General features: G+C 74.1%; 14 protein-coding genes and 2 tRNA genes. 5 read left to right on the top strand and 11 right to left on the bottom strand.

All coding sequences use genetic code 11. The features are described from left to right. Positions 1-66 precede the first annotated feature (66 nt). The 5 genes from ACSTA4_RS06300 to ACSTA4_RS06280 form a co-directional block, all read right to left on the bottom strand. On the bottom strand, positions 67-558 hold the full coding sequence (locus tag ACSTA4_RS06300; RefSeq protein WP_444962743.1) for a septum formation family protein: 492 nt from the start codon (positions 556-558) through the stop codon (positions 67-69). A 431-nt stretch (positions 559-989) separates the two neighbouring features. Then, positions 990-1,063, bottom strand: a tRNA-Lys gene (locus ACSTA4_RS06295). A 189-nt stretch (positions 1,064-1,252) separates the two neighbouring features. Beyond that, positions 1,253-1,326, bottom strand: a tRNA-Lys gene (locus tag ACSTA4_RS06290). A 136-nt stretch (positions 1,327-1,462) separates the two neighbouring features. Beyond that, positions 1,463-1,648 (bottom strand): hypothetical protein, encoded by a 186-nt coding sequence (locus ACSTA4_RS06285; RefSeq protein ID WP_248773843.1) that lies wholly within the window; start codon positions 1,646-1,648, stop codon positions 1,463-1,465. A gap of 158 nt (positions 1,649-1,806) precedes the next feature. Beyond that, a complete protein-coding gene (locus tag ACSTA4_RS06280; RefSeq protein WP_444962742.1) occupies positions 1,807-3,756 on the bottom strand; it encodes a BTAD domain-containing putative transcriptional regulator in 1,950 nt (649 codons plus the stop codon). Between the two features lie 199 nt (positions 3,757-3,955). Here ACSTA4_RS06280 and ACSTA4_RS06275 point away from each other — a divergent pair, with 199 nt between their 5' ends. Then, complete coding sequence (locus ACSTA4_RS06275) at positions 3,956-4,942, top strand: MurR/RpiR family transcriptional regulator (protein ID WP_444962741.1); 987 nt, start codon at positions 3,956-3,958, stop codon at positions 4,940-4,942. 81 nt (positions 4,943-5,023) lie between these two features. Next, on the top strand, positions 5,024-6,061 hold the full coding sequence (locus ACSTA4_RS06270) for an N-acetylmuramic acid 6-phosphate etherase (protein ID WP_444962740.1): 1,038 nt from the start codon (positions 5,024-5,026) through the stop codon (positions 6,059-6,061). 446 nt (positions 6,062-6,507) lie between these two features. Here the strand turns inward: ACSTA4_RS06270 and ACSTA4_RS06265 are convergent, their stop codons facing one another. Beyond that, positions 6,508-8,076 carry a DUF885 family protein gene (locus tag ACSTA4_RS06265; RefSeq protein ID WP_444962739.1) on the bottom strand — a complete coding sequence of 523 codons (1,569 nt, stop codon included), beginning with the start codon at positions 8,074-8,076 and terminating at the stop codon, positions 6,508-6,510. 137 nt (positions 8,077-8,213) lie between these two features. On the opposite strand from ACSTA4_RS06265, the gene ACSTA4_RS06260 reads away from it, so the two are divergent. Beyond that, positions 8,214-9,071 (top strand): SanA/YdcF family protein, encoded by an 858-nt coding sequence (locus ACSTA4_RS06260; protein ID WP_444962738.1) that lies wholly within the window; start codon positions 8,214-8,216, stop codon positions 9,069-9,071. Positions 9,072-9,176: 105 nt separating this feature from the next. On the opposite strand, the gene ACSTA4_RS06255 is transcribed toward ACSTA4_RS06260, so the two are convergent. The 3 genes from ACSTA4_RS06255 to ACSTA4_RS06245 form a co-directional block, all read right to left on the bottom strand. Beyond that, a complete protein-coding gene (locus tag ACSTA4_RS06255; RefSeq protein ID WP_444962737.1) occupies positions 9,177-10,604 on the bottom strand; it encodes a hypothetical protein in 1,428 nt (475 codons plus the stop codon). A 232-nt stretch (positions 10,605-10,836) separates the two neighbouring features. Beyond that, on the bottom strand, positions 10,837-11,442 hold the full coding sequence (locus ACSTA4_RS06250; RefSeq protein WP_444962736.1) for a SanA/YdcF family protein: 606 nt from the start codon (positions 11,440-11,442) through the stop codon (positions 10,837-10,839). A 392-nt stretch (positions 11,443-11,834) separates the two neighbouring features. Further along, entirely contained in the window at positions 11,835-12,443 is a 609-nt protein-coding gene (locus ACSTA4_RS06245) for a DUF1707 SHOCT-like domain-containing protein (protein WP_444962735.1), read from the bottom strand. 879 nt (positions 12,444-13,322) lie between these two features. On the opposite strand from ACSTA4_RS06245, the gene ACSTA4_RS06240 reads away from it, so the two are divergent. After that, positions 13,323-15,134 (top strand): UvrD-helicase domain-containing protein, encoded by a 1,812-nt coding sequence (locus ACSTA4_RS06240; protein WP_444962734.1) that lies wholly within the window; start codon positions 13,323-13,325, stop codon positions 15,132-15,134. Between the two features lie 60 nt (positions 15,135-15,194). Here ACSTA4_RS06240 and ACSTA4_RS06235 read toward each other — a convergent pair whose 3' ends face one another. Together ACSTA4_RS06235 and ACSTA4_RS06230 are read right to left on the bottom strand one after the other, a co-directional pair. Beyond that, on the bottom strand, positions 15,195-16,724 hold the full coding sequence (locus ACSTA4_RS06235; protein WP_444962733.1) for a DUF6114 domain-containing protein: 1,530 nt from the start codon (positions 16,722-16,724) through the stop codon (positions 15,195-15,197). Positions 16,725-16,728: 4 nt separating this feature from the next. Then, the gene (locus ACSTA4_RS06230) at positions 16,729-17,385 is read right to left on the bottom strand and encodes a DUF6230 family protein (protein ID WP_444962732.1); all 657 of its coding nucleotides are present in this window, start codon (positions 17,383-17,385) and stop codon (positions 16,729-16,731) included. A 214-nt stretch (positions 17,386-17,599) separates the two neighbouring features. Between ACSTA4_RS06230 and ACSTA4_RS06225 the strand changes: the two genes are divergently transcribed. Beyond that, positions 17,600-19,513 (top strand): GMC oxidoreductase, encoded by a 1,914-nt coding sequence (locus ACSTA4_RS06225; protein ID WP_444962731.1) that lies wholly within the window; start codon positions 17,600-17,602, stop codon positions 19,511-19,513. Positions 19,514-19,564: the final 51 nt, after the last annotated feature.

The following is a 19,564-nucleotide window of genomic DNA, read 5'->3' as shown; positions in this document are numbered from 1 at the left end:
AAGGGGAGGCCGCTCGGGCGGCCTGAGGGCGGAGGCGGAGCAGGGCCTGCGCCGTCCGGGGGAAGCTCAGCGGTTGGCGCCCGCGAGGGTGCCGGTGACCGTCTCGCCCGTTTCGGAGGTGGTCACGTAGCAGATGATCTCGCGGTCGTTGAACTGGTCCCAGGTCTGCTGGCTGGGGTAGAGGTAGCCGACGTAGATCTCCGACTCGGCGTAGGGGACGCCGACGAAGCTGGTGAACTCCTCGCCGGTGCAGGTCTCCTCGGCCTGGGCGATGGTCGCCTCGTCGCCCGGGAACGTGGTCTCGGTCATGTCGTAGGAGAAGAAGAACTCCGAGTCGTGCTCCTCGGCGCAGTCCACCAGCGGGACGTTGCTGACGTCCTCGCTGGCGAGCGCGGTGTTCATCTGGGCCTCGACGAAGCAGTCGCCGACGTTGAGCTCCATCACGTTGCCGGCACCCATGAAGGACATGAGGGCACCGCAGCCGCTGAGAGCGAACACGCTGCCCGCGGCGAGCGCCGAGACACCCGCGGTACGCAGGAGGGGGGAGAAATTCGACATGGGGATACTCCGAAAGTTATGCATGGGGCTCGCCGGCCTGGAAGAGGCAGCGAGAAGGTAACAATTCACTACCTGGGGGTTTATGTCAATCTCATCTGCGAAAACGACGGAATGGCAGCGGATCGTCACGGTGCGCCTCCACGGCCCCTCCCTCGCTTCACCCCTATGGGATGCCGCAAACGCGAAGCAGCACATCACAGACCTATGACGTTTTCCGGGGCCACGTCCTCGTCCGAGCGGCCGCGCGCACACGGGTTCCGGGAGCGGATTCCGAAAAGGACGGCGGAGGGCTTCCGGCGGAGCACGGGGAGTGAACGCTTCGGGGGAAGCGGGCGAACGGCGTGAGAGCGCGACAGGGTGTTCCCGTACAGGGCGTTCCCACGGAAAAAGCGAGGGCCCCGGCCGTTTCCGGCCGGGGCCCTCGCCTCGGGTGCGTCATCAGGGACTCGAACCCCGGACCCGCTGATTAAGAGTCAGCTGCTCTGACCAACTGAGCTAATGACGCCTGTTGTTCACCGCCCGGCCTTGCGGCCGCGGCGACAGGGACAACTCTACCCGACCGATGGAGTGCCCCGCGCCGCGATCCGCACGATGTGGGGCACACCACCGGGGCGGCCGCCTCCCCGTCGGCGCGAGCGGACAACACGAAGGCCCCGGGCGGAAGGCAGTGCCTTCGACCCGGGGCCGTTGTCTGTGCGCCATCAGGGACTCGAACCCCGGACCCGCTGATTAAGAGTCAGCTGCTCTGACCAACTGAGCTAATGGCGCCTGTCATGCCATGGTACCGGCCCTGCGGGCCTCCCTGGCGACGTCGTTAACTCTAGCAGGACCGCAGGAGGGCCGCGAACCGGTTGCGGACCGGCGGGAGTGGCGGTCCTCCCCTCGGTCCCCTGCCTCGGAGTGCCTAGGCGAAGGCCAGGAACAGCGCGACGATCACGGCGATGAGCAGGACCGCGCCGACGACGGCCAGGACGATCGGCATGACCGGGCGGCGCGCGGGCTCCTCGGTGCTCGGGTTCTCGTCGACGAAGCGGCGGAAGTGCTGCGTGGTTCCCGCCGGGTCCATGTTGGGATCGTTGTTCTGTGTCATGGGGTTGACCCTAGCGACTCATGGGAGTGATGAGGACCCCCGTGGGTATATCTAATCCTTTTCGCTACGCGCTCTTGGTCCTCCCCCGCCGCGCACCTGCGGCGACCGCGCTGGGCGACGCGGCGCGTACTCCGCGTCCCCCCGCCGGCGGTCACTTCTCACCCGGGTGAAAGCCGAACGTAAGATCCCCGGTCGACACTGGTCTCGGGAGGACGGGGCTCGGCCGGTACTTCCCCGCGGCCGTGTCGCCCCTCCCGGGGCCCGGCACGCAGCACGGCGGCCATCCGGGCCGTGGGCGTGCTCCCGCGTGCCGGGTCCGCCCCCTCCAGACGGCGCACCAGCTCCGCGGCGGACCGGCCCGGGCGGGTGTCGTCGAGCCAGACCGCCGCCATGCGCAGCGGCAGGGGCAGGTGGCCCAGGGCGTGGGCGAGGCGGCGCAGCACCGACTCGGCGCACCGGTCCCGCCCCTCCCGCGGGCGCAGCAGGTCCACCGCCGCGTCCGGGGGGAGGGGCCCCACGGGCAGGGCGCGCAGGCCGTCGCGCACCAGCAGGTCGGTCAGCCAGTAGCGGCTGGTGACGAGCGCCGCGCATCCGGTGCCGCCGGGGAGCAGGGGGCGCACCTGGCGCGCGGAGGCCGCGTTGTCCAGGACCAGCAGGACCCGCCGGTGCGCCAGCAGCGTGCGGACCCGAGCGGCGGCCTCGTCGGCGTCCATGGCCTCGGTGCCGCGGGTGCCGGTGGACAGGGAGCGCACCAGGCGGCGCAGCACCTCGGCCGGGTCGCGCGGGCCGCCGTCGCCGCCGCGGAGGTCGACGTAGAGCTGCCCGTCGGGGAAGTGCGGTGCGGCCGCGCGGGCCCAGCTCAGGGCGAGGGCGCTGGCTCCCGCGCCCGCGGGGCCGCGCACCAGCGCGCTGCCGGGAGCGGTGCTGGAGGGGTCCACCAGCCGGTCCAGCTCGGCCAGGGCCTCATCGCGCCCCAGCAGCACGGAGGGCGCGGCGGGCAGTTCGGCCGGGGCGAGGGCGGCCGAGACCGGGGCGGGCGGGTGGACCGGGCCTTCGCCGCGGCCGTCGCGTTCCTCCGCCCCCGCCGGGGTGTCCGGCTCGCCGCCGGGTCCGGGTCCGGTGTCCGGTTCGGCGGGCGGTTCGGTGGCCGGACCGGATTCGGAACGGGGTCCGGCGGCCGGTTCGGTGTCCGGTCCGGGGCGGGCCCCGGCCGTGGGAGCGGGGGGCCGGGCCCCGGTGCCCTGCTCAACGGAGGCGCGCTGGTGCGGGACGCTGGTGCCCGTGGCGCGGTCGAGGTCGCCGCGCAGGATTCCCTGGAAGGTCTCCTGGAGTTCGCGGCCCGGGTCCGCGCCCAGGTGCTCGGCCAGCGCGTCGCGGGTGCGGGCGTACACGCGCAGGGCCTCGCTGGGGCGCCCGCAGCGGTAGAGGGCGGTCATCTGGACCCGGATGAGGGGTTCACGCTCGGGGTGGTCGGTGGCGATGGGGCCGATCTGGTCGGCCACCCGCTCGTGGTCGCCCCGGGCCAGGGCGGCGCCGAACCCCTCCTCGGCGGTCCGCAGGAGTTCCTCGTTCAGGGGCGGGACGTCGCGCTCGTGCAGGACGGGGCTGACGATGTCGGCCAGGACGGGGCCCCGCCACAGGCCCAGGGCGCTGATGAGCAGGTCGGCGCGGTCGGAGGGTTCGGCGCCCCCGTCGGCGCGGCGGACCAGGGAGCGAAAGCGCAGCAGGTCGCACTGCTCCTCGGTGAGGTCGACCCGGTAGCCGCCGTCGCCGCCCGCGATGAGCGGGGTGCCGCAGTGCTGGTCCAGGACGGCGCGCACGCGGGTCACGTGGACCTGGAGGGCGCTGCGCGCGGACGGGGAGGCCGGGCTGCCCCAGACGCGTTCGATGAGGTGCGCGGTGGGGACGGTGCGCCCGGTGTTGAGCAGGAGCGTGGCGAGCAGGGCGCGGCGCTTGTCCCCGCGCAGGCGCAGCGGGGCTCCGTCCATCTCGACGCCGAACTGCCCGAGCAGTTTCACGCGCAGCCCGCCGGCGGTGTGCGCGGACGCGCCCTGCCGGGCCTGCCCGGCCGTGTCGTGCCACCGCCTCGCCGGGTCGCTCAGCGACACAGCACCCTCCCCCTCGCGGAGCGCGCGTGCGAGCGGGTGAACCCCGGCGCCCCCTGGTTCCAGGGTGCCGCCTGAGCTGGGATATCGCAATCACGTACCCCCCACTTGCCGCTGCGGCCGTCCCTTGGAATCCTGGATTCTCCCGCTTTTTCCCCTCTCCTCGTTGACTCTTCACCACGACCGAAAGAAACTTTCCTCCATGGCGGAAATTCCGAAGCCTGCGGGCGGACGGGCGGAGACCGGACAGGTCTCCGCGCCTCCCGTCCCCACGACGGTCCTGCGCATCCGGTCGCTCCTGCCCTCCCTCGCGCCCGCGGAGCGGCGGGTCGCGCAGCACGTCGTCGACGACCCCGAGCGGGCCGCCGCCTCCTCCATCACCCAGCTCGCCAAGGACTGCGCCACGTCCGAGGCCACCGTGATCCGGTTCTGCCGCACCATCGACTTCAGCGGCTACCGGGAGCTGCGCCTCGCCCTGGCCACCGAGGCCGGTCAGGCGCGTGGCGCCCGCGGGGCGGCCCCGGAGCTGTCCAGCGACATCAACCCCGACGACACCCTCGTCACGGTGGTGCAGAAGATCGCCTACACCGACGCGCGCGCGGTGGAGGAGACCGGCGCCGCCCTGGACGTGGAGGTGCTGCGCACGGTCATCGACACGATGGCGGGCGCGCGGCGCATCGACGTGTACGGGGTGGGCGCCAGCGCGTTCGTCGGCGCCGACCTCCAGCAGAAGCTGCACCGGATCGGGCTCACCTCGTTCGCGTGGTCGGACGCGCACGTGATGCTCACCAGCGCGGCGCTGCTGGACGAGCGCGACGTGGCGATCGGCATCTCCCACAGCGGGACGACCATAGACACGGTGCAGGCGCTCACGGAGGCGGGGCGGCGCGGCGCCCGGACCGTCGCCGTCACCAACTTCCCCCGATCGCCGATCGGGTTCGCCGACCACGTGCTGACCACCGCGGCCCGCGAGACCACGTTCCGCTCGGGGGCCACCGCGAGCAGGCTCGCGCAGCTGACCGTGGTGGACTGCCTGTTCGTGGGTCTGGCGCAGAGCCGCTACACCGACAGCCGCACCGCGCTGGAGACGACCTTCGAGGCGGTGCGGGGGCTGCGGATCAACGACGACCGCAGGCGCCGCAGGGGCGAGGCCCCCGGCGGCGGGAGCACGGACGACAACGACGGCTGACCGTACGCGTCCCGCTCCCGCCGCCCGGCTCCGACCGGCGGCGGAGGCGGGACGGTCGAACGAGGGAAAGGAACGGCACCGGTGCGGACCGAACAGGAGAGCGCTGTGCACGACGACGGGCGCGGAACCCGGCCGGAAGGCGGGGACGCCCCTCGGGAGGCCGGCGCCCCGCTGACCTCCGAAGGGAACGGGGGCGGTGCGGCCGTGATCGTGCGCGCGCCGACGGAGGCCCGCAACTCCGGTACCCACGACATCGACCTGCTCCCGGCGCTGGACGTGCTGCGACAGATCAACGCCGAGGACGTCACGGTCCCCGGCGCGGTGGGCGCGGTCCTGCCGGAACTGGCGCGGGCCGTGGAGCTGGGGGTGGCCGCCCTGGAGAGCGGGGCGGCCATCCACTACTTCGGCGCGGGCACCTCGGGGCGGATCGCCGCCCAGGACGCGGCCGAGCTGCCGCCGACCTACGGCGTGCCCGCCTCGTGGGTGGTGGCCCACCACGCGGGCGGCGGGGAGGCCCTGGCGCGGGCCGTGGAGGGGATCGAGGACGACTGGGAGTCGGGCCGGGCCGACGCCGCCGCGATCACGCCGGGGTCGCTGGCCGTGGGCCTGGCCGCCAGCGGGCGCACCCCCTACGTGGGCGGGGCGCTGGAGGCGGCCCGGGAGCGCTCGGCCGCGACGGTGCTGATCAGCGCGAACCCGCAGGCGCCGCTGGCGCGGGAGGCGGACGTGCACGTGGGCATGGCCACCGGCGCGGAGGTGATCGCCGGGTCCACACGGATGAAGGCGGGCACGGCGCAGAAGCTGGCGCTGAACGCGTTCTCCACGGCGGTGATGGTGCGGATGGGGCGGACGTACTCGAACCTGATGGTGGGGGTGGACGCCACCAACGGCAAGCTGCGCGGCCGCGTGGTGACCATCCTGACGCAGGCCACCGGGCTGGACGAGCGGGTGTGCGCGCGGGCGCTGAACGCGGCGGAGGGCGACACCCGCGTCGCGCTGGTGTCGCTGCTGGCCGACGTGGACGCGGACACGGCGGCCCGGGCCCTGGGTGAGGCGCGGGGCCGGGTCCGCCCCGCGCTGGCCGGGCTGGGCCTGCCGGGCCAGGCCGCCCCGGAGTAGGGACGGCGGGGCGGTCTGGACGGCCGCTGTCCCGCGCGGGTTGAGTCCCGCGCGAGTCTTCCACAGGCCGGAGGTCCCTCTAGCGGTGTCCGTCCCGTCCGGCCTACGTTGGATACGGGGGGTCCCCGGCCTCCCCCGCTTCGCGCTGCCCGCGCAGCGGAGGTCGCGCCCGCCCGGGCTGGGACCCGCGCGGACTTGACCCCGCGCGGGTTGGGTCCTGCGCAGGTCGGGCCCCGCGCGGGCTGGGCCCCACACGGTCCGGGTCCCGCGCGGGTCTTCCACAGGCCGAAGGTTCCTCTGGCCCGGGGCCGGGCGGGCGGCGTAGGCTCGGTTCCGGGGGCGCCGCGCGCCGCCGTGCGAGGGGGCTGGCCCCCGTATCCGAGTCTCCCGCGCCGCCGCCCGCCCCGCCAGCCCCGGTCCGCGGCTGTGGACGACCGCCGCCCCGCTCAGCCTCGTTCGACGGCGGTGCCGATCAGACCGATCGGCGGGGAACCCAGGTCCAGCAGGGCCCGGTGGAAGCGCTCCAGGGTGAACCCGTCGCCCCAGTGCTCGCGCGCCCGCTCCCTCAGCCGCAGGATCTCCAGCTTGCCCCAGGTGTAACGGCCGTAGGTGGGGTCGAAGGTGGCGCGGCGCGCCTCGGCCAGGGCCGAGGGCCCCTGGAGCGGCGTGTCCTGGGCGAAGCGGGCGGCCGCCTCCTCCACGGACATGGTGCCGCTGTGCATGCCGATCGCCACGGACAGGCGGGTGACGCGGATGAGCGCCTCCACCCACACCCCGGTCTCGTAGTGGTCGGCGGTCCAGGCGGGGTCGCCCAGCCGTTCGGCGGCGTAGGCGCCGAAGCCCTCGTCCACGCACACCTCCTCCACGTAGTGCGCCCAGCCCTCGGCGAAGGTCATCGAGTGCAGGGCGCGGCGCACCGGCCCGGGCGCCTGACGCAGCGCACGGCCGTGGGAGAAGTGGCCGGGAGCCACCTCGTGCACGCTGACGGCTGGCAGGGTGGTGTGGCTGAACATCTCCAGCCACTCGTCGGCCTCCTCCGCGGTCCAGGAGGCGTCGGGCGGGGTGATGAAGTAGAAGGAGGGCGTGTCGGCCTCCCACGGGCCCGACCACGCCATCATCGCGGTGGCCCAACGCTGGGAGGGCGGGGAGACGTCCACGCGGCACTCGCCGTCGTTGTGGGGCGCCAGGCCGCGTTCGGCGGTGAACGCCACCGCCAGCTCCGTCCAGCGGCGGGCGGCGTCCAGCACTCCGTCGGTGTCGGGGTGCTGGCGGGTGAGCTCGCGGACGAACTCCATCGTGTCGCGGCCGGGGGCGAGGCGCCCGACGGCCTCGGCCAGGCGCCCGCGCAGGCGGTCGCGTTCGGCGTCGGCGCGGGCGGCCAGGTCCGCGAGGTCGACCTCGACGGCCTCGCCGCTGCCCATGAGGCGGGCGAGCGGCTCGGCGCCGAGCCCGGCGCTGCGGGGGCCCTCCCGTACCGCCTTCTCGACGTGGGCGAGCAGGCGCGCGTGCGCGGCCAGGGCCGCGTCGCGCACATCGGCGGGCACGTCGTCGGGGAGGCCGTCGGCCACCCCCCGGACGGCGCCGAGGAGGGACTCCGCGAGGGGGGCGGGCAGGCGGTCCAGGGCCGCGATCGCGTTGTCGACCACGCGCGGCCACTCGGCCAGGTGGGCGATGCGGGCGGCGTCGCGCTCGGCCCGGGGCGCGTACGCGCGGTCGTAGCCCGACAGGTCGAGTTCGTTGACGTGGTAGAGGGGGTTGGCGCGGTGCAGCTGGAGTTCGCCCAGCTCGTAGCGCAGGGCGTTCTCGAAGGCGGCCAGGTGGGCCTCGTCGTGCGGGTCTTCGAGGGGTTCGCCGCCGAGTCCGGCCAGGGCCTCCCGGACCCCTTCGGGCGACAGGTCGGCGACCTTGCCGTCGTACTCGTGCATGCCGGAGCCTTCACGCATGTTCATCGGCCTGAGGTCGGCCAGGCGCCGGAGCCGCGCGGGCAGGTCTTCGTGCTGTGGCTGGAAGGACATGCGGCGACTCTAGCCCCGGAGAGGGCCGTGCGGACAGACGGTCCGCGGGCCTGGACCGGACCGGTCGGGTCCGCTGCGCCGTACCGGAACTTGCGCCGCGCCGGAACTCCGGAGCGGGGCCGGGCGTCTTCCCAAGCGTGACGATCCCAGATCCCGCCACACCCCAGAGTCCCCCGTCCGACGACGACACCGGTGTCCTCCGCGACCGGCCCTCCCCCGCTTCCGGCGGCTCCGGTGCCGACACCGCCGACGACGTCTCCGGCGCCGAGAGCACCGGGAGCGCCGGGGCTTCCGCTGGTCGCGGCGGCCGCCGCGGACGCCGGACGTGGCTGGGACGCCTCGCCGTGCTGGCCGTGTTCGCGATGGTGGCGGGCTGCGTGCCGTTCCTGTGGGTGCTCTCCTCCACCTCCGACCACCGCCACACCGCCGCCGCCGTGCCGGAACGCCCGGTGGCACTGGTGCTGGGCGCCGGGGTTCGCCCCGACGGGCGGCCCAGCCTGCTGCTGGCCCGACGCCTGGACACCGCCGCCGACCTCTACTTCGCCGGGAGGGTCGACGTCGTCCTGGTGACCGGCGACAACAGCGTCGAGCACTACAACGAGACGGACACCATGCGCGCCTACCTGGTGGACGCCGGGGTCCCGGGAGAGCACGTCGTGGGGGACTACGCCGGGTTCTCCACCTGGGACTCGTGCGTGCGGGCCCACGAGGTGTTCGGGGTGCGGGAGGCCACCGTGGTCACCCAGGACTTCCACCTGCCCCGCGCCGTGCGGCTGTGCCGTTCGGCGGGCATCGACGCGGTGGGCGTGGCCGACTCCAGTCTGGAGGAGCGCACCTTCGCCACCGTGTACGGATGGTTCCGGGAGGTCCCGGCGGCGGTGGCGGCGCTGGGCTCGGTGGTGCTGCGGCCCGACCCGACGTTCCTGGGCGACTACGAGACCGGAGTGGACGAGGCCCTGGCGCTGGAGCGCGAACCGGGGGCGGCGGGCGGCTGACCGCCCGGCCCCGGAGCCGTGCACGGCGGCCGGGGGGCCGCGGCGGGCGATCGCGACCGGTCGGTCCACCGGCGCCGGGAACCGCGCCGGTGGACCGGGCGCGCCCTACCGTCCTCCTCCGAAGAGGCGCCCCAGCAGCCCGCCGGGCTGGGGGGCAGCGGGCTGCTGCGGCTGCGGGGCCGCGGCCTGCTCCGGCTCCGGTTCGGGCTCCACACCCGCGAGCGCGCAGAAGTCCTCGGCGTTGTCCGGCAGCGCCCAGGCGCTCAGGGTCCGCGTGAACTCCTCGTCCTCCCAGGCGGAGGCGGGCAGTTCGGCGATCGTCCAGAGGACCTTGAGGGTCTCCTCGTCGTAGTCGGCCTCGGCGTGCTCCTCGGCGGTGTGGCCCTTGCTACGGGGGCCGAGCACCAGTTCCAGGCCGACGCCCGTCACGAGGGCGCGCGAGTCCTCCTCGCCCTTGATCAGGCCGGGCAGGATGTCCAGGCGCAGGCGGCGGGCGCGGTCGCCCGCGCGGCCCAGCGCCAGGAAGCCCAGTACCTGCGGGGAGTGCCCGCCGCAGTGCGGCCAGGACTCGTTGAACAGGCCCTGGTAGCCCATGGAGGTGCCGCCGCCGCGGCCGATGCGGCGCAGCGCCTCGCGCGGGGTGTTCTCGCCGTGGATGAGCAGCATCGCCACCGAGGCGGCGAAGGAGTTGTACAGGTTCCCGCTCGCCATCTGGTGGGTGAGGCCGACCGAGAGGTCGATGTCGGTCGGGCTGGCCAGCAGGCCGAGGGCGAACAGTTCCGCGGGGAGCGGGTCGCCGCCGCTGTCCAGCGCGTTCATCACGTCGCGCAGGCTCGTGGGCGCCTGCGGGGCGGGGCGCAGGTCCTTGGCGAGCAGGACCTGGGAGGCTCCGGTGATCTCGGCGGTGATGCGCTCGGCGTCGTCGGGCAGGAAGGCCAGGAGGTAGCTCACCCACTCCCCAGCGCGGTCCATTCCGCCGCGGTTGGCGCCGCCGTGGAGCAGGGAGACCAGGTCGGGGACGCGGGCGCGGACGGCCTCGTAGGTGTCCAGCTCAGCCTGGAGGATCGCGGCGCCGTCGGGCTGCTCCATCACGGCGAGCCGGTTGCGCATGCGGTGGTGGTGCTGCTCGTCCGGGGCCTCCTCGGCCCAGTCGCGGTACTGCTGGCGGACCTTCTCGGCGTCGTTGGAGGCCGCCCAGGCCACCTCGTCGCGCCACTGGTCCAGGTCGCGGGCCTCGGGGAAGCGGTCCTCGGCGTGCCCTGCCACCAGCTCCAGGAGCAGGCTCAGGGGACGCCAGCGGTCGGTGGCCGGGGTGGATTCGGCGCAGGCGAGGTCGACCAGGAAGTCGACCGCCTTGGGTGCGGCGAGGTGTCCGGGCGCGGGGAAGTGGATGATGTCGTGGAGTTCGGAGAGCGCGCTGTCGCTCCCGGCGAGCTGGCCGAGGAGCTCGGGGATGCGAGCGCCGCCCTCGGGGGCCAGGGTCGCCCAGTCCACGTTCTCCGCGCCGTCGTGTGGGTCGGTGGTCGCGTTCATGGTGCCGATTATCCCGCCTGAACCGGTGCACGCGAATCCACCTGTGGACGAGCCGGGCGGTGCGGCGGCGCCCAAGCCCGAGGCCGGGGGCGGGGGCGGGCAGCACGAAGCGGAGGAGCCCGGGGACCCCCCTGTCACCACGCTAGGTCCGCGCCGCGTGGCGGCGCCAGAGGCGGTTCGCGCCTGTGGACGCCCGGGCGGCGCGACGGTCAGCGCCTCGGACCGGGTCGCGTTAGGGCTCGCTCCGGGCGGGCGCCGGGCGCAGCACGGCGTCGCGCAGGGCCTTGACCGCGGCGGCCACCTCACGGGCGTAGCCGATCACGGTGGAGCGGCGGCGGGCGCCCATGCTGGAGTCGCCCACCCCGACGGCGTCGATCCCCGCGGCCCGGGCGAGGGAGACCGTGCGGGGCAGGTGGAAGGACTGGGTGACCATGGTCGCCTCACGGACCCCGAACAGGTCGCGCACCCGCACGCAAGTGTCCCAGGTGCGGTAGCCGTGGCGGTCGGCGTCGATCCGGTCGGCGGGCACGCCCTGTCCGACCAGGTAAGCGGTCATGGTGTCGGTCTCGCGGCGCGACACCTCGCGGTTGTCTCCCGAGACGATGATCCGCTCGACACGGCCGTTCTCGTACAGGCGCACGGCCAGGTCCAGGCGGCGGGCGAGCAGCGGCGAGGGTCCGTCGTTCCAGGCGGCGGCCCCCAGGACCACGGCCACGGGCCGGTGCGGGACGGTGTCGACCTCCCCGCGGCGCCCGGCGCTGCCCAGGAAGGTCCAGGCGTAGGGGCCCAGTGCCAGGGCGCACGCGCCCGCTCCGACCGCCGCGATCCACAAGCCCACCCTGCCGCCCTTTCCCGTCGTCCGGCGCGCGTCCGCCACCCGTCCGCGCGGTGCCGCGGCCCGCCCGGGTGCTCCCGGGGCGGTGGCCGCCTCCGCCCCGCGCGTGCGCGGGGCCGCGCATGGGCAGGAAGTAGGAGTTGACCCAGGCTTCCTCCGCCCCGTGCGTGCGCGGGGGCGCGCGTCGCACCCATCATGGCGCACCGGCGGAGCGCGGGTATCCGGACGAAGGCGGACGGACCCGTGCGGGAGGCCGAAAACCGGGACGCGTCAGAACCTCCGTGCCGGGCCCGCCTCCCCTGGGAGGCCCGGAACCGGCTCCGTACGGAACCGTCCCCGGCCGGAGCCGGACTCCCGCTCGCGGAGGCCCACCGCGGCCGCGCGGGAACCCGGCCTCAGCTCCCCAGACCCGCCAGAGCGCCCCAGGAGAAGGGCCGCTTGTACCGGATCGTCAGGGAGCCGCCCTGGCAGGAACCGGTGATGACGAAGTGCGGTGCGGACGCGCGGCGGAGGGAGTCGACGCTGTTGCGCAGCGTGCCGAACCAGGAGGCGTCCGCCTCCACGTCGGCGGTGGCGCCCTCGGGCAGGATCACGTCGCCCGAACCCCAGGAGGCGTCGACGTGGACCTCGACGACGGAGGCGGTCAGGGAGGCCTCGCGGAAGTCGAGCCGGGTGGAGCCGTACTTGTTGTACACCTCGACGCGGTGCGGCACCTTCCACACGCCCTTGCGGACGACGGGGCTGCCCTGGGAGCGGATGACGAGGGCGTCGCCTCCGTCGCGGCGCTCCGGGAGAAGGCCCTCCACCGGCCGCGCGACGGTGCCCGGCAGCGTCTCGGCGCCCGTCGGCAGGTCGGCGGTGACCGGTTCGAGGTCGGCGTAGGTCTTGGCCGCGTAGACGGCGTTGAGCCGTTCGTCGAGTTCGTCGAGGGTGATGCGCCCCTGCGCCGCCGCCTCCCGCAGGACCTCCGCCACCTGGTCCCTCTCCGCGTCGGAGACGCGCATCCGACTCATGTCATTGGAGGCCACTGTCGCTCGCCCGGTCCTTTCCCGCTCCTTTTGTCACCACCACGGTAGAGCATGGGCGGAGAGGAGCGCGGTGCGGAACCGGCGCCGCCGCGGACCGGCCCCTCACGCGGGCGGGAGCGGCCGCGGGGCCGTGACCGGCACCCGCGTCCCCTCTCACCGCAGGTTGGCGGCCCGGCGCGCTTTGGGGAGGTCGGGGACTGGGTACCGCTTCTCTAGGGTGGTTGAGGACTCTGCCGGGGTAGGACGGACCCCGGCAGAGTCCTGAACCACACGTGGTTCCTGACTCCCCCTGGTACACGATCTCGCGTCGGCGCGCGTCTGCACAGCGCGTGTCCGCAACCGGCCACACCGTGAACCGCTCCCCCGCCGCGCGGCCCGCCGTACGGGCCCGGCGCTCCCCTCCCCACCCTTCCGGTTTTCGGTCCCGCCCTCCATGCGTGATCGGGGCACCCTCATACTCCCCGTCGACCCCACGCGGAACAGGCACTCTTCCGGTGTCCGACCCCGTCGTTGAAGGGATTTCGGACAGATACACAAACCCGGTTCCGGACACAGCATCCGAACGGAGAACCGCAGGTCGCGGGAACCTCTCCCGACCGTCCCGGAAAACCTTCGCCCACCCGTCGAACACACCTCCGCAAACACGGCCCTGAACAGCCAAAACGCGAGAGCCTCGACATCTCCCGAACCTGGCGGGAAACGCACTGGGAGCGGCGTTTGCCGGAATTCCGCGGCGAGCATCCTTCCTTTGGGAGCCGCGGCCGCACAGGCCGTTCTCCCAGGCCAGACCATCCGATCCGACCTCCCCGAGCACCACAGACACCACCTTGGTCGAAGACCGGAGGAAACCACGACGTGTCCGCCCTCGCGATCGCCCCGACGTTTCTCAGCGACTTCACCCGCCTCACGCCCGACGTCCAGCTCAACACCCTGGCCGTGATGCGCGCCTGCCAGGTCGGCGACGAGCCCGACCTGGAGTCCGTCGCGGGCGCCGCCGACCCGGGCGTCCGGGTCGTCAGCATCGCCCCCGACTGGTCCGGCGTCGTCGTCCCCGACGCCGCGGGCCGCGGCCGGACCGGTGACGGCGACCTCGCCGACGGCACCCACTACCGCCTGGTCACCGTGCGCCCGCGCGACGAGGCCCTGCGCTTCGCGCGCGACCTGCGCCCCGAGGCGCCGACCGGGATCGACCCCGCCGAGGCCGACCCCACGCCCAGCGGCCCGCCCGAGCTGGCCGGGGCCCTGAGGGCGCCCTTCGACCAGTGGCAGCTGACCCTGCACCCCGACCAGCACCGGATCACCGAGGCGCACTACAACGGGTCCACGCAGGTCACCGGTGGCCCGGGGACCGGCAAGACCGTGATCGCGCTGCACCGCGCCGCCTACCTGGCCGAGCGCGACGCCGCCGCCCGCCCCGAGGACACCCGCGAGTCGGTGCTCCTGACCACCTACAACCGGGCGCTGGCGCAGTCCCTGGCCGAGCGGCTGGACCAGCTCCTGCCCGATCCCGGCGTGCGCGCCCGCGTGCGCGTGGCCACCATCGACAGCCTCGCCCGCTCGGTCGTGCAGACCCACACCAGCGTGGCGCCCCGCATGGTCGGCAAGGACGAGCTGGCCCGGCGCTGGCGCGCGGTGGCGGTGGCCGACGGCCTGCCCTTCTCCGGCCGCTTCCTGGTGGACGAGTGGGAGCAGGTCATCCTCGCCAAGGGCCTGGAGCTGCTACCCGACTACATCCGCTGCGAGCGCAGCGGGCGGGTGCAGCACCTGGCTCCCGAGCACCGCCGCCAGGTGTGGGAGACCGTGCGGCGCTACGTCGGCGCCATGAGGGTGGAGGGGATGTGGTCCTACCCCCAGCTGGCCGCCGAGGCCGCGCGGATCCTGGGCCGCCGCGAGCCGCTGTTCCGGCACGCCGTGGTCGACGAGGCCCAGGACCTGCACCCGACACAGTGGCGGATGCTGCGCGCCGCCGTCCCGGAGGGGCCGGACGACCTGTTCATCGTCGGCGACCCGCACCAGCGGGTGTCCGACAACCGGGTGTCACTGGCCTCGCTCGGCATCAACGTGCGCGGGCGCGGCCAGCGGCTGCGGGTGAGCTACCGGGTGACCCAGGAGATCCTGGACTGGAGCATGCCGATCCTGGACCGCCGCGCGGCCCTGGGCATGGACGACAACGCCGACACCCTGGCCGGGTACCGCTCGCTGCTGCGCGGTCCGGCGCCGGTGGTGCGCGGCTGCGAGGACCGCGCCGAGGAGCTCACCGCGCTGGGCGACTGGGTGCGGGTGTGGCTGGAGGCCGGGGTCAACCCGGCGGAGATCGCGGTGGCCGGGCGCAACCAGTGGGTCGTGCGCGGCATCGCCAAGGAGCTGGAGGCCAGGGGCGTCCCCACCGCCCAACTGGAGGACAGCGGCACCGCCGAGGCGGTGCGCGTGGGGACGATGCACCGGCTCAAGGGCCAGGAGTTCCGGTGCGTGGCGCTGATCGGCGTCAGCGACCACCTGCTGCCGCCCAAGGCCGCCATCGAGGCCGCCGACGGCGACCAGGTGGCGCTGGAGCACGCCTTCCAGCAGGAGCGGACGCTGCTGTTCGTGGCCTGCACCCGGGCCCGTGACGCGCTGTACGTGTCGCACGTGGGCAGGGCCAGCCGTCTGATCGACTCAGGTCTGTGACGGCGCGGGGGCGGGGGCGGCGCGGAGACTGCGCCCCCGCCCCCGTGTGCGGCGGCGCGGTCAGGCGCCGCCGTAGCGGCCGTTGAGGTCGGGGATGTTCATGGCGTCGGTGCTGGCCAGCGGGTCGTCCACGTCCACGTCGGTGACGATCATGTACGGCAGCAGCAGCGGGGGCGGGAAGTCCGGTGTGAAGGTGAGCGGGATCCCCAGGATGCGCACGTGCATGCGGGTGATGTGCATCTGGACGGACCCGTCCATGACCATGGTGGGCAGGCCCAGGCTCATCCGGGTTCCGGCGTCCTCGAACCACAGTTCGGCGTTGACGAAGTCGGCCCGGCTCATGGTCAGCCGGATGTACCTGCGGGGCCCGTCGAGGGTGGGGCACTCCACCACGCCGTCGTAGCGGGCGCCGCTCATCGTCAGCCGGTCGGCGGTCAGGCCGGAGGTGCGGACCGAGCCGGTGGAGCAGTCGTAGGCCTCCTCCACCGGAACCTCGGGCAGCTCGCCCTCGTCCCGGGCCGCCTGGCAGGCGCGGACGGCGTCCAGGAACTCCTCCTCGGACCCGGCCAGGGCGGACTCACCGGTGCCCATCTCGCACTCGTCCGGGTTCGCCTCCCGGTCCGGCCCGTCCTCCTCCGGCTCTTCCCCGGGCTCCTCTTCCCCGGTCTCCTCGTCCTCAGGCCGTTCGTCCGCACCGCCCCCCTCGTCCGCGCCGGGCCCCGTGCCCGGCTGGGTGGGCCGGTCGGTGGGGCTCGCCGAGGGCTCGTCCGAGGGGGAGGGGGAAGGCGAGGGCGAGGGCTGTTCCTCCTCGTCGCCCGGGGGCAGGAACCAGTCCCAGGGCCAGTCGGCGGGCGCGGCGGCGCTGGCCAGGGTCACGGCCAGTGCCAGGGGCAGGGCGAGCGCGGCCAGCGGCCGGGACGGAGGCGGGCGGTCGCTGACGACCCCGCCGGGTGTCGCGGGACCGGTGTCCCTGTCGGGAAGGGACCCGGGAACGCCCGCTTCGGGCGCGGTCTCGGCTGGCACGGCGGGCACGGCGGGCACGGCGGCCGGAGGTTCCTTCCCCACCGCGTGCCCACCGGCCTCGTCGGTCGCTTCGGGGCCGCGGGGGTCGACGGCCCCGGGAACGCCCGTGTCGGGTGTCGCGGGACCGGCTGCGTCGGCGTCCGCGGCCCGGCGGCGTCCCCGGCCGCGCCTTCGGCGACGGTCCACGCGGGGCGCCCACGCGAAGACGAGGGAACCGCCGACGATGCCGAGCAGCATCCCGATGACGAAGCCGCCGAAGTTGGAGGTCACGAAGGACACCAGGCCGAGCATGAGCCCGACCACCCCGAAGAAGAGGTGCTGCGCGGGCTGGAACCAGCTCAGCGCTCCCAGGGTGATCAGCAGCACCGCGATGAGCGGGCCCGACACACCGGCGACACCGGTGTAGGCGATCAGGTCGATGGGCAGGATCAGGCTCTGCGTGGCCGGCGCGACCAGCAGCTCGACTCCGGCGATGACGAGGAGGAGCCCGCCCCAGAACGGGCGTCCGCGCCGCCAGCTGCGCAGGCGCGCCCGGCCCCCGCGGAGCAGGGTCAGTGCGTGGGCCATGGGATCAGAAGCACTCGTGCTCGCCGGGCCGCACGGCCAGGCTCAGACCGGACAGCTTCAGGGATCCGGAGGTGACCGCCCATGTGGTCAGCCGCATGTCGGAGACGGTGATGTTCTGGGACTGGAGGCCGAAACCGCCCGCCGGCCCCTGGCCGCCCTCGGCCCTGTCCAGCGTGCTGGCGTCGCGGCCGATCTCGATGGAGCCGAACTCGGCGTCGCCCTGGAGCTGCTCGATGTCCAGGACGAGGTTGGTGCCCTCGACCGGGGTGGACTCTCCCGCGGTGATGACGAGGGTGGCCTGGCCGATGGGCAGGTCCCACAGGGAGGACATGCACAGGTTGGTCAGCTCGGCGGAGCCGACCGAGGACAGGCCGACCGGGCGTGAGGAGCCGTCGACGGAGGTGGCGGCGTCGCCGTACTGGGTGAAGCCGGTGCCGACGAGCTGGTCGGCGGACATCTTGAAACTGTCACCGGACACCGCGAAGGAGGCGGCGAGCAGGCCCTGGGTGGTCATGCCTCCGAGGACCGCGGCGGCCGCGAGCCCGGGAACGGCCACGAGGGCGAACCTGCGCCAGCGCGTTCCGCCACCGGCTTCGTGCTGCTCAGGCGCGTCCTGAGGCGCCTCGGACGCCTCGGACGCCTCGCCGGAAGCCTTGGGCATGAGTACCTCCAGTGTTCCGCCGCCCGTGAGCGGCGAGGGGGAGCCGAACTTGCGCCGAGGCACGCCACGTGTGTTACATGGAACACACCCTACTCGGCGGTAGTGACGAACATTACAATAGTTGTTGTCACATTTCTAGATGGCGCATTCAATGTTGCGGACCCGTATCCGGCGCACTACGGGAGACCGCGACTGACCTGGAGAGAGACCCACCGTGCCCCCAGAGCGCAGCACAGACCCCACCGCCACCACCGTCACCACCAGCTCCTCCGCCCCCACCCCCCGAACCGCCGCCGAAACCCCGACCGGAACCAGGGCCGAGACCGGGTCCGCGGCCGGTGACCGCGCCGACCGCTTCGACTACGACGTCCTGGTCGTGGGCTCGGGGTTCGGCGGCTCGGTGAGCGCCCTGCGCCTCACCGAGAAGGGCTACCGCGTCGGCGTCCTGGAGGCGGGACGCCGCTTCACGCCCCAGACTCTGCCCTCCTCGTCCTGGGACGTCCGCAACTTCCTGTGGGCGCCCAAGCTCGGCATGTACGGCATCCAACGCATCCACCTGCTGCGCGACGTGATGATCCTGGCGGGCGCCGGCGTCGGCGGCGGTTCCCTCAACTACGCCAACACGCTGTACCACCCGCTGGACCCGTTCTTCGAGGACCCGCAGTGGCGGCACATCACCGACTGGAAGTCGGAGCTGGCGCCGTTCTACGACCAGGCCCGCCGCATGCTCGGCGTGCGCACCAACCCCACCGTCACCCCCTCCGACGTGCACATGAAGGCGGTCGCCGAGGACATGGGCGTGGGGCACACCTTCCGCCTCACCCCGGTGGGCGTGTGCTTCGGCGACGGACAGGACGGCGACGGCGCCCGGGCCGAGCCCGGCGCGTCCGTGGGCGACCCCTACTTCGGCGGCGCGGGCCCCGACCGGCGGGCCTGCACGGAGTGCGGGGAGTGCATGACCGGATGCCGCCACGGCGCCAAGAACGCCCTGACCGAGAACTACCTGTACTTCGCCGAGCGCGACGGCGCCGAGGTGCACCCGCTGACCACCGTCGAGCGGCTGCGCGAACTGCCGGGCGGGGGCTTCGCCGCCGACACCGTCAGGACCGACGCGCCCCGGCGGCGGTCGAACGCCCGCACGTTCACCGCCCGCCAGGTGGTCGTGGCCGCCGGGACCTACAACACCCAGACACTGCTGCACCGCATGCGCGACTCGGGCGCGCTGCCCCGCCTGTCGGCGAGGCTGGGCACGCTCACCCGCACCAACTCCGAGGCGCTCGTCGGCGCGATGACCCGCCGGGTCCGGCCGCAGGAGGACCTGACCCGGGGCGTGGCCATCACGTCCTCGATCCACCCGGACGAGAACACCCACATCGAACCGGTCCGCTACGGCAAGGGCTCCAACGCGATGGCTCTGCTCACCGCGATGCAGGTGCCCGGCGGCGGGCGGGTCCCGCGCTGGCTGCGGTTCCTGGGCCTGGCGGCGCGCCACCCCGTGGTGTTCGCCCGCAGCCTCTCCGCCCGCCGCTGGTCTGAGCGGACCATCATCGGCCTGGTGATGCAGTCGCTGGACAACTCGCTGACGACGTCGGTGCGGCGGGGGCCGCTGGGCGGGAAGAGGAGGCTGACCTCCCGGCAGGGCCACGGCGAGCCGAACCCGACGTGGATCCCGGCCGGGCAGGAGGCGGCCACCCGGCTGGCCGAGCGCATCGACGGCTTTCCCGGGGGCACGGTGGGCGACGTGTTCAACGTCCCGATGACCGCGCACTTCCTGGGCGGCTGCCCGATCGGCGACAGCGCGGAGACCGGCGTCATCGACCCCTACCACCGGTTGTACGGCCACCCGGGCGTCCACGTGGTGGACGGCTCGGCGGTCACCGCGAACCTGGGGGTGAACCCGTCGCTGACCATCACCGCGCAGGCCGAGCGCGCGATGTCGATGTGGCCCAACCGGGGCGAGGAGGACCCCCGGCCGGAGCAGGGCGAGCGGTACCGGCGGGTCGGGCCGGTGCTCCCGGCGTCCCCGGCGGTCCCGGCCGGGGCCTTCGCCGAACTGCGGTTCACCGTCCCGCTCCCGCTCACGGTGGTGGACTCCGAGGCGTCGAGGGAGGACGCCGCCCCGGCGTGAGAGGCACCCGTGGAGCCGACAGCGGCGGTCCGCCGAAGGGGGCCGCCGCCC

It is taken from the genome of Nocardiopsis sp. M1B1, from assembly GCF_052466615.1.
The sequence above is the reverse complement of the archived record's forward strand: the minus strand, read 5'-3'. Positions and strand labels throughout refer to the sequence as shown.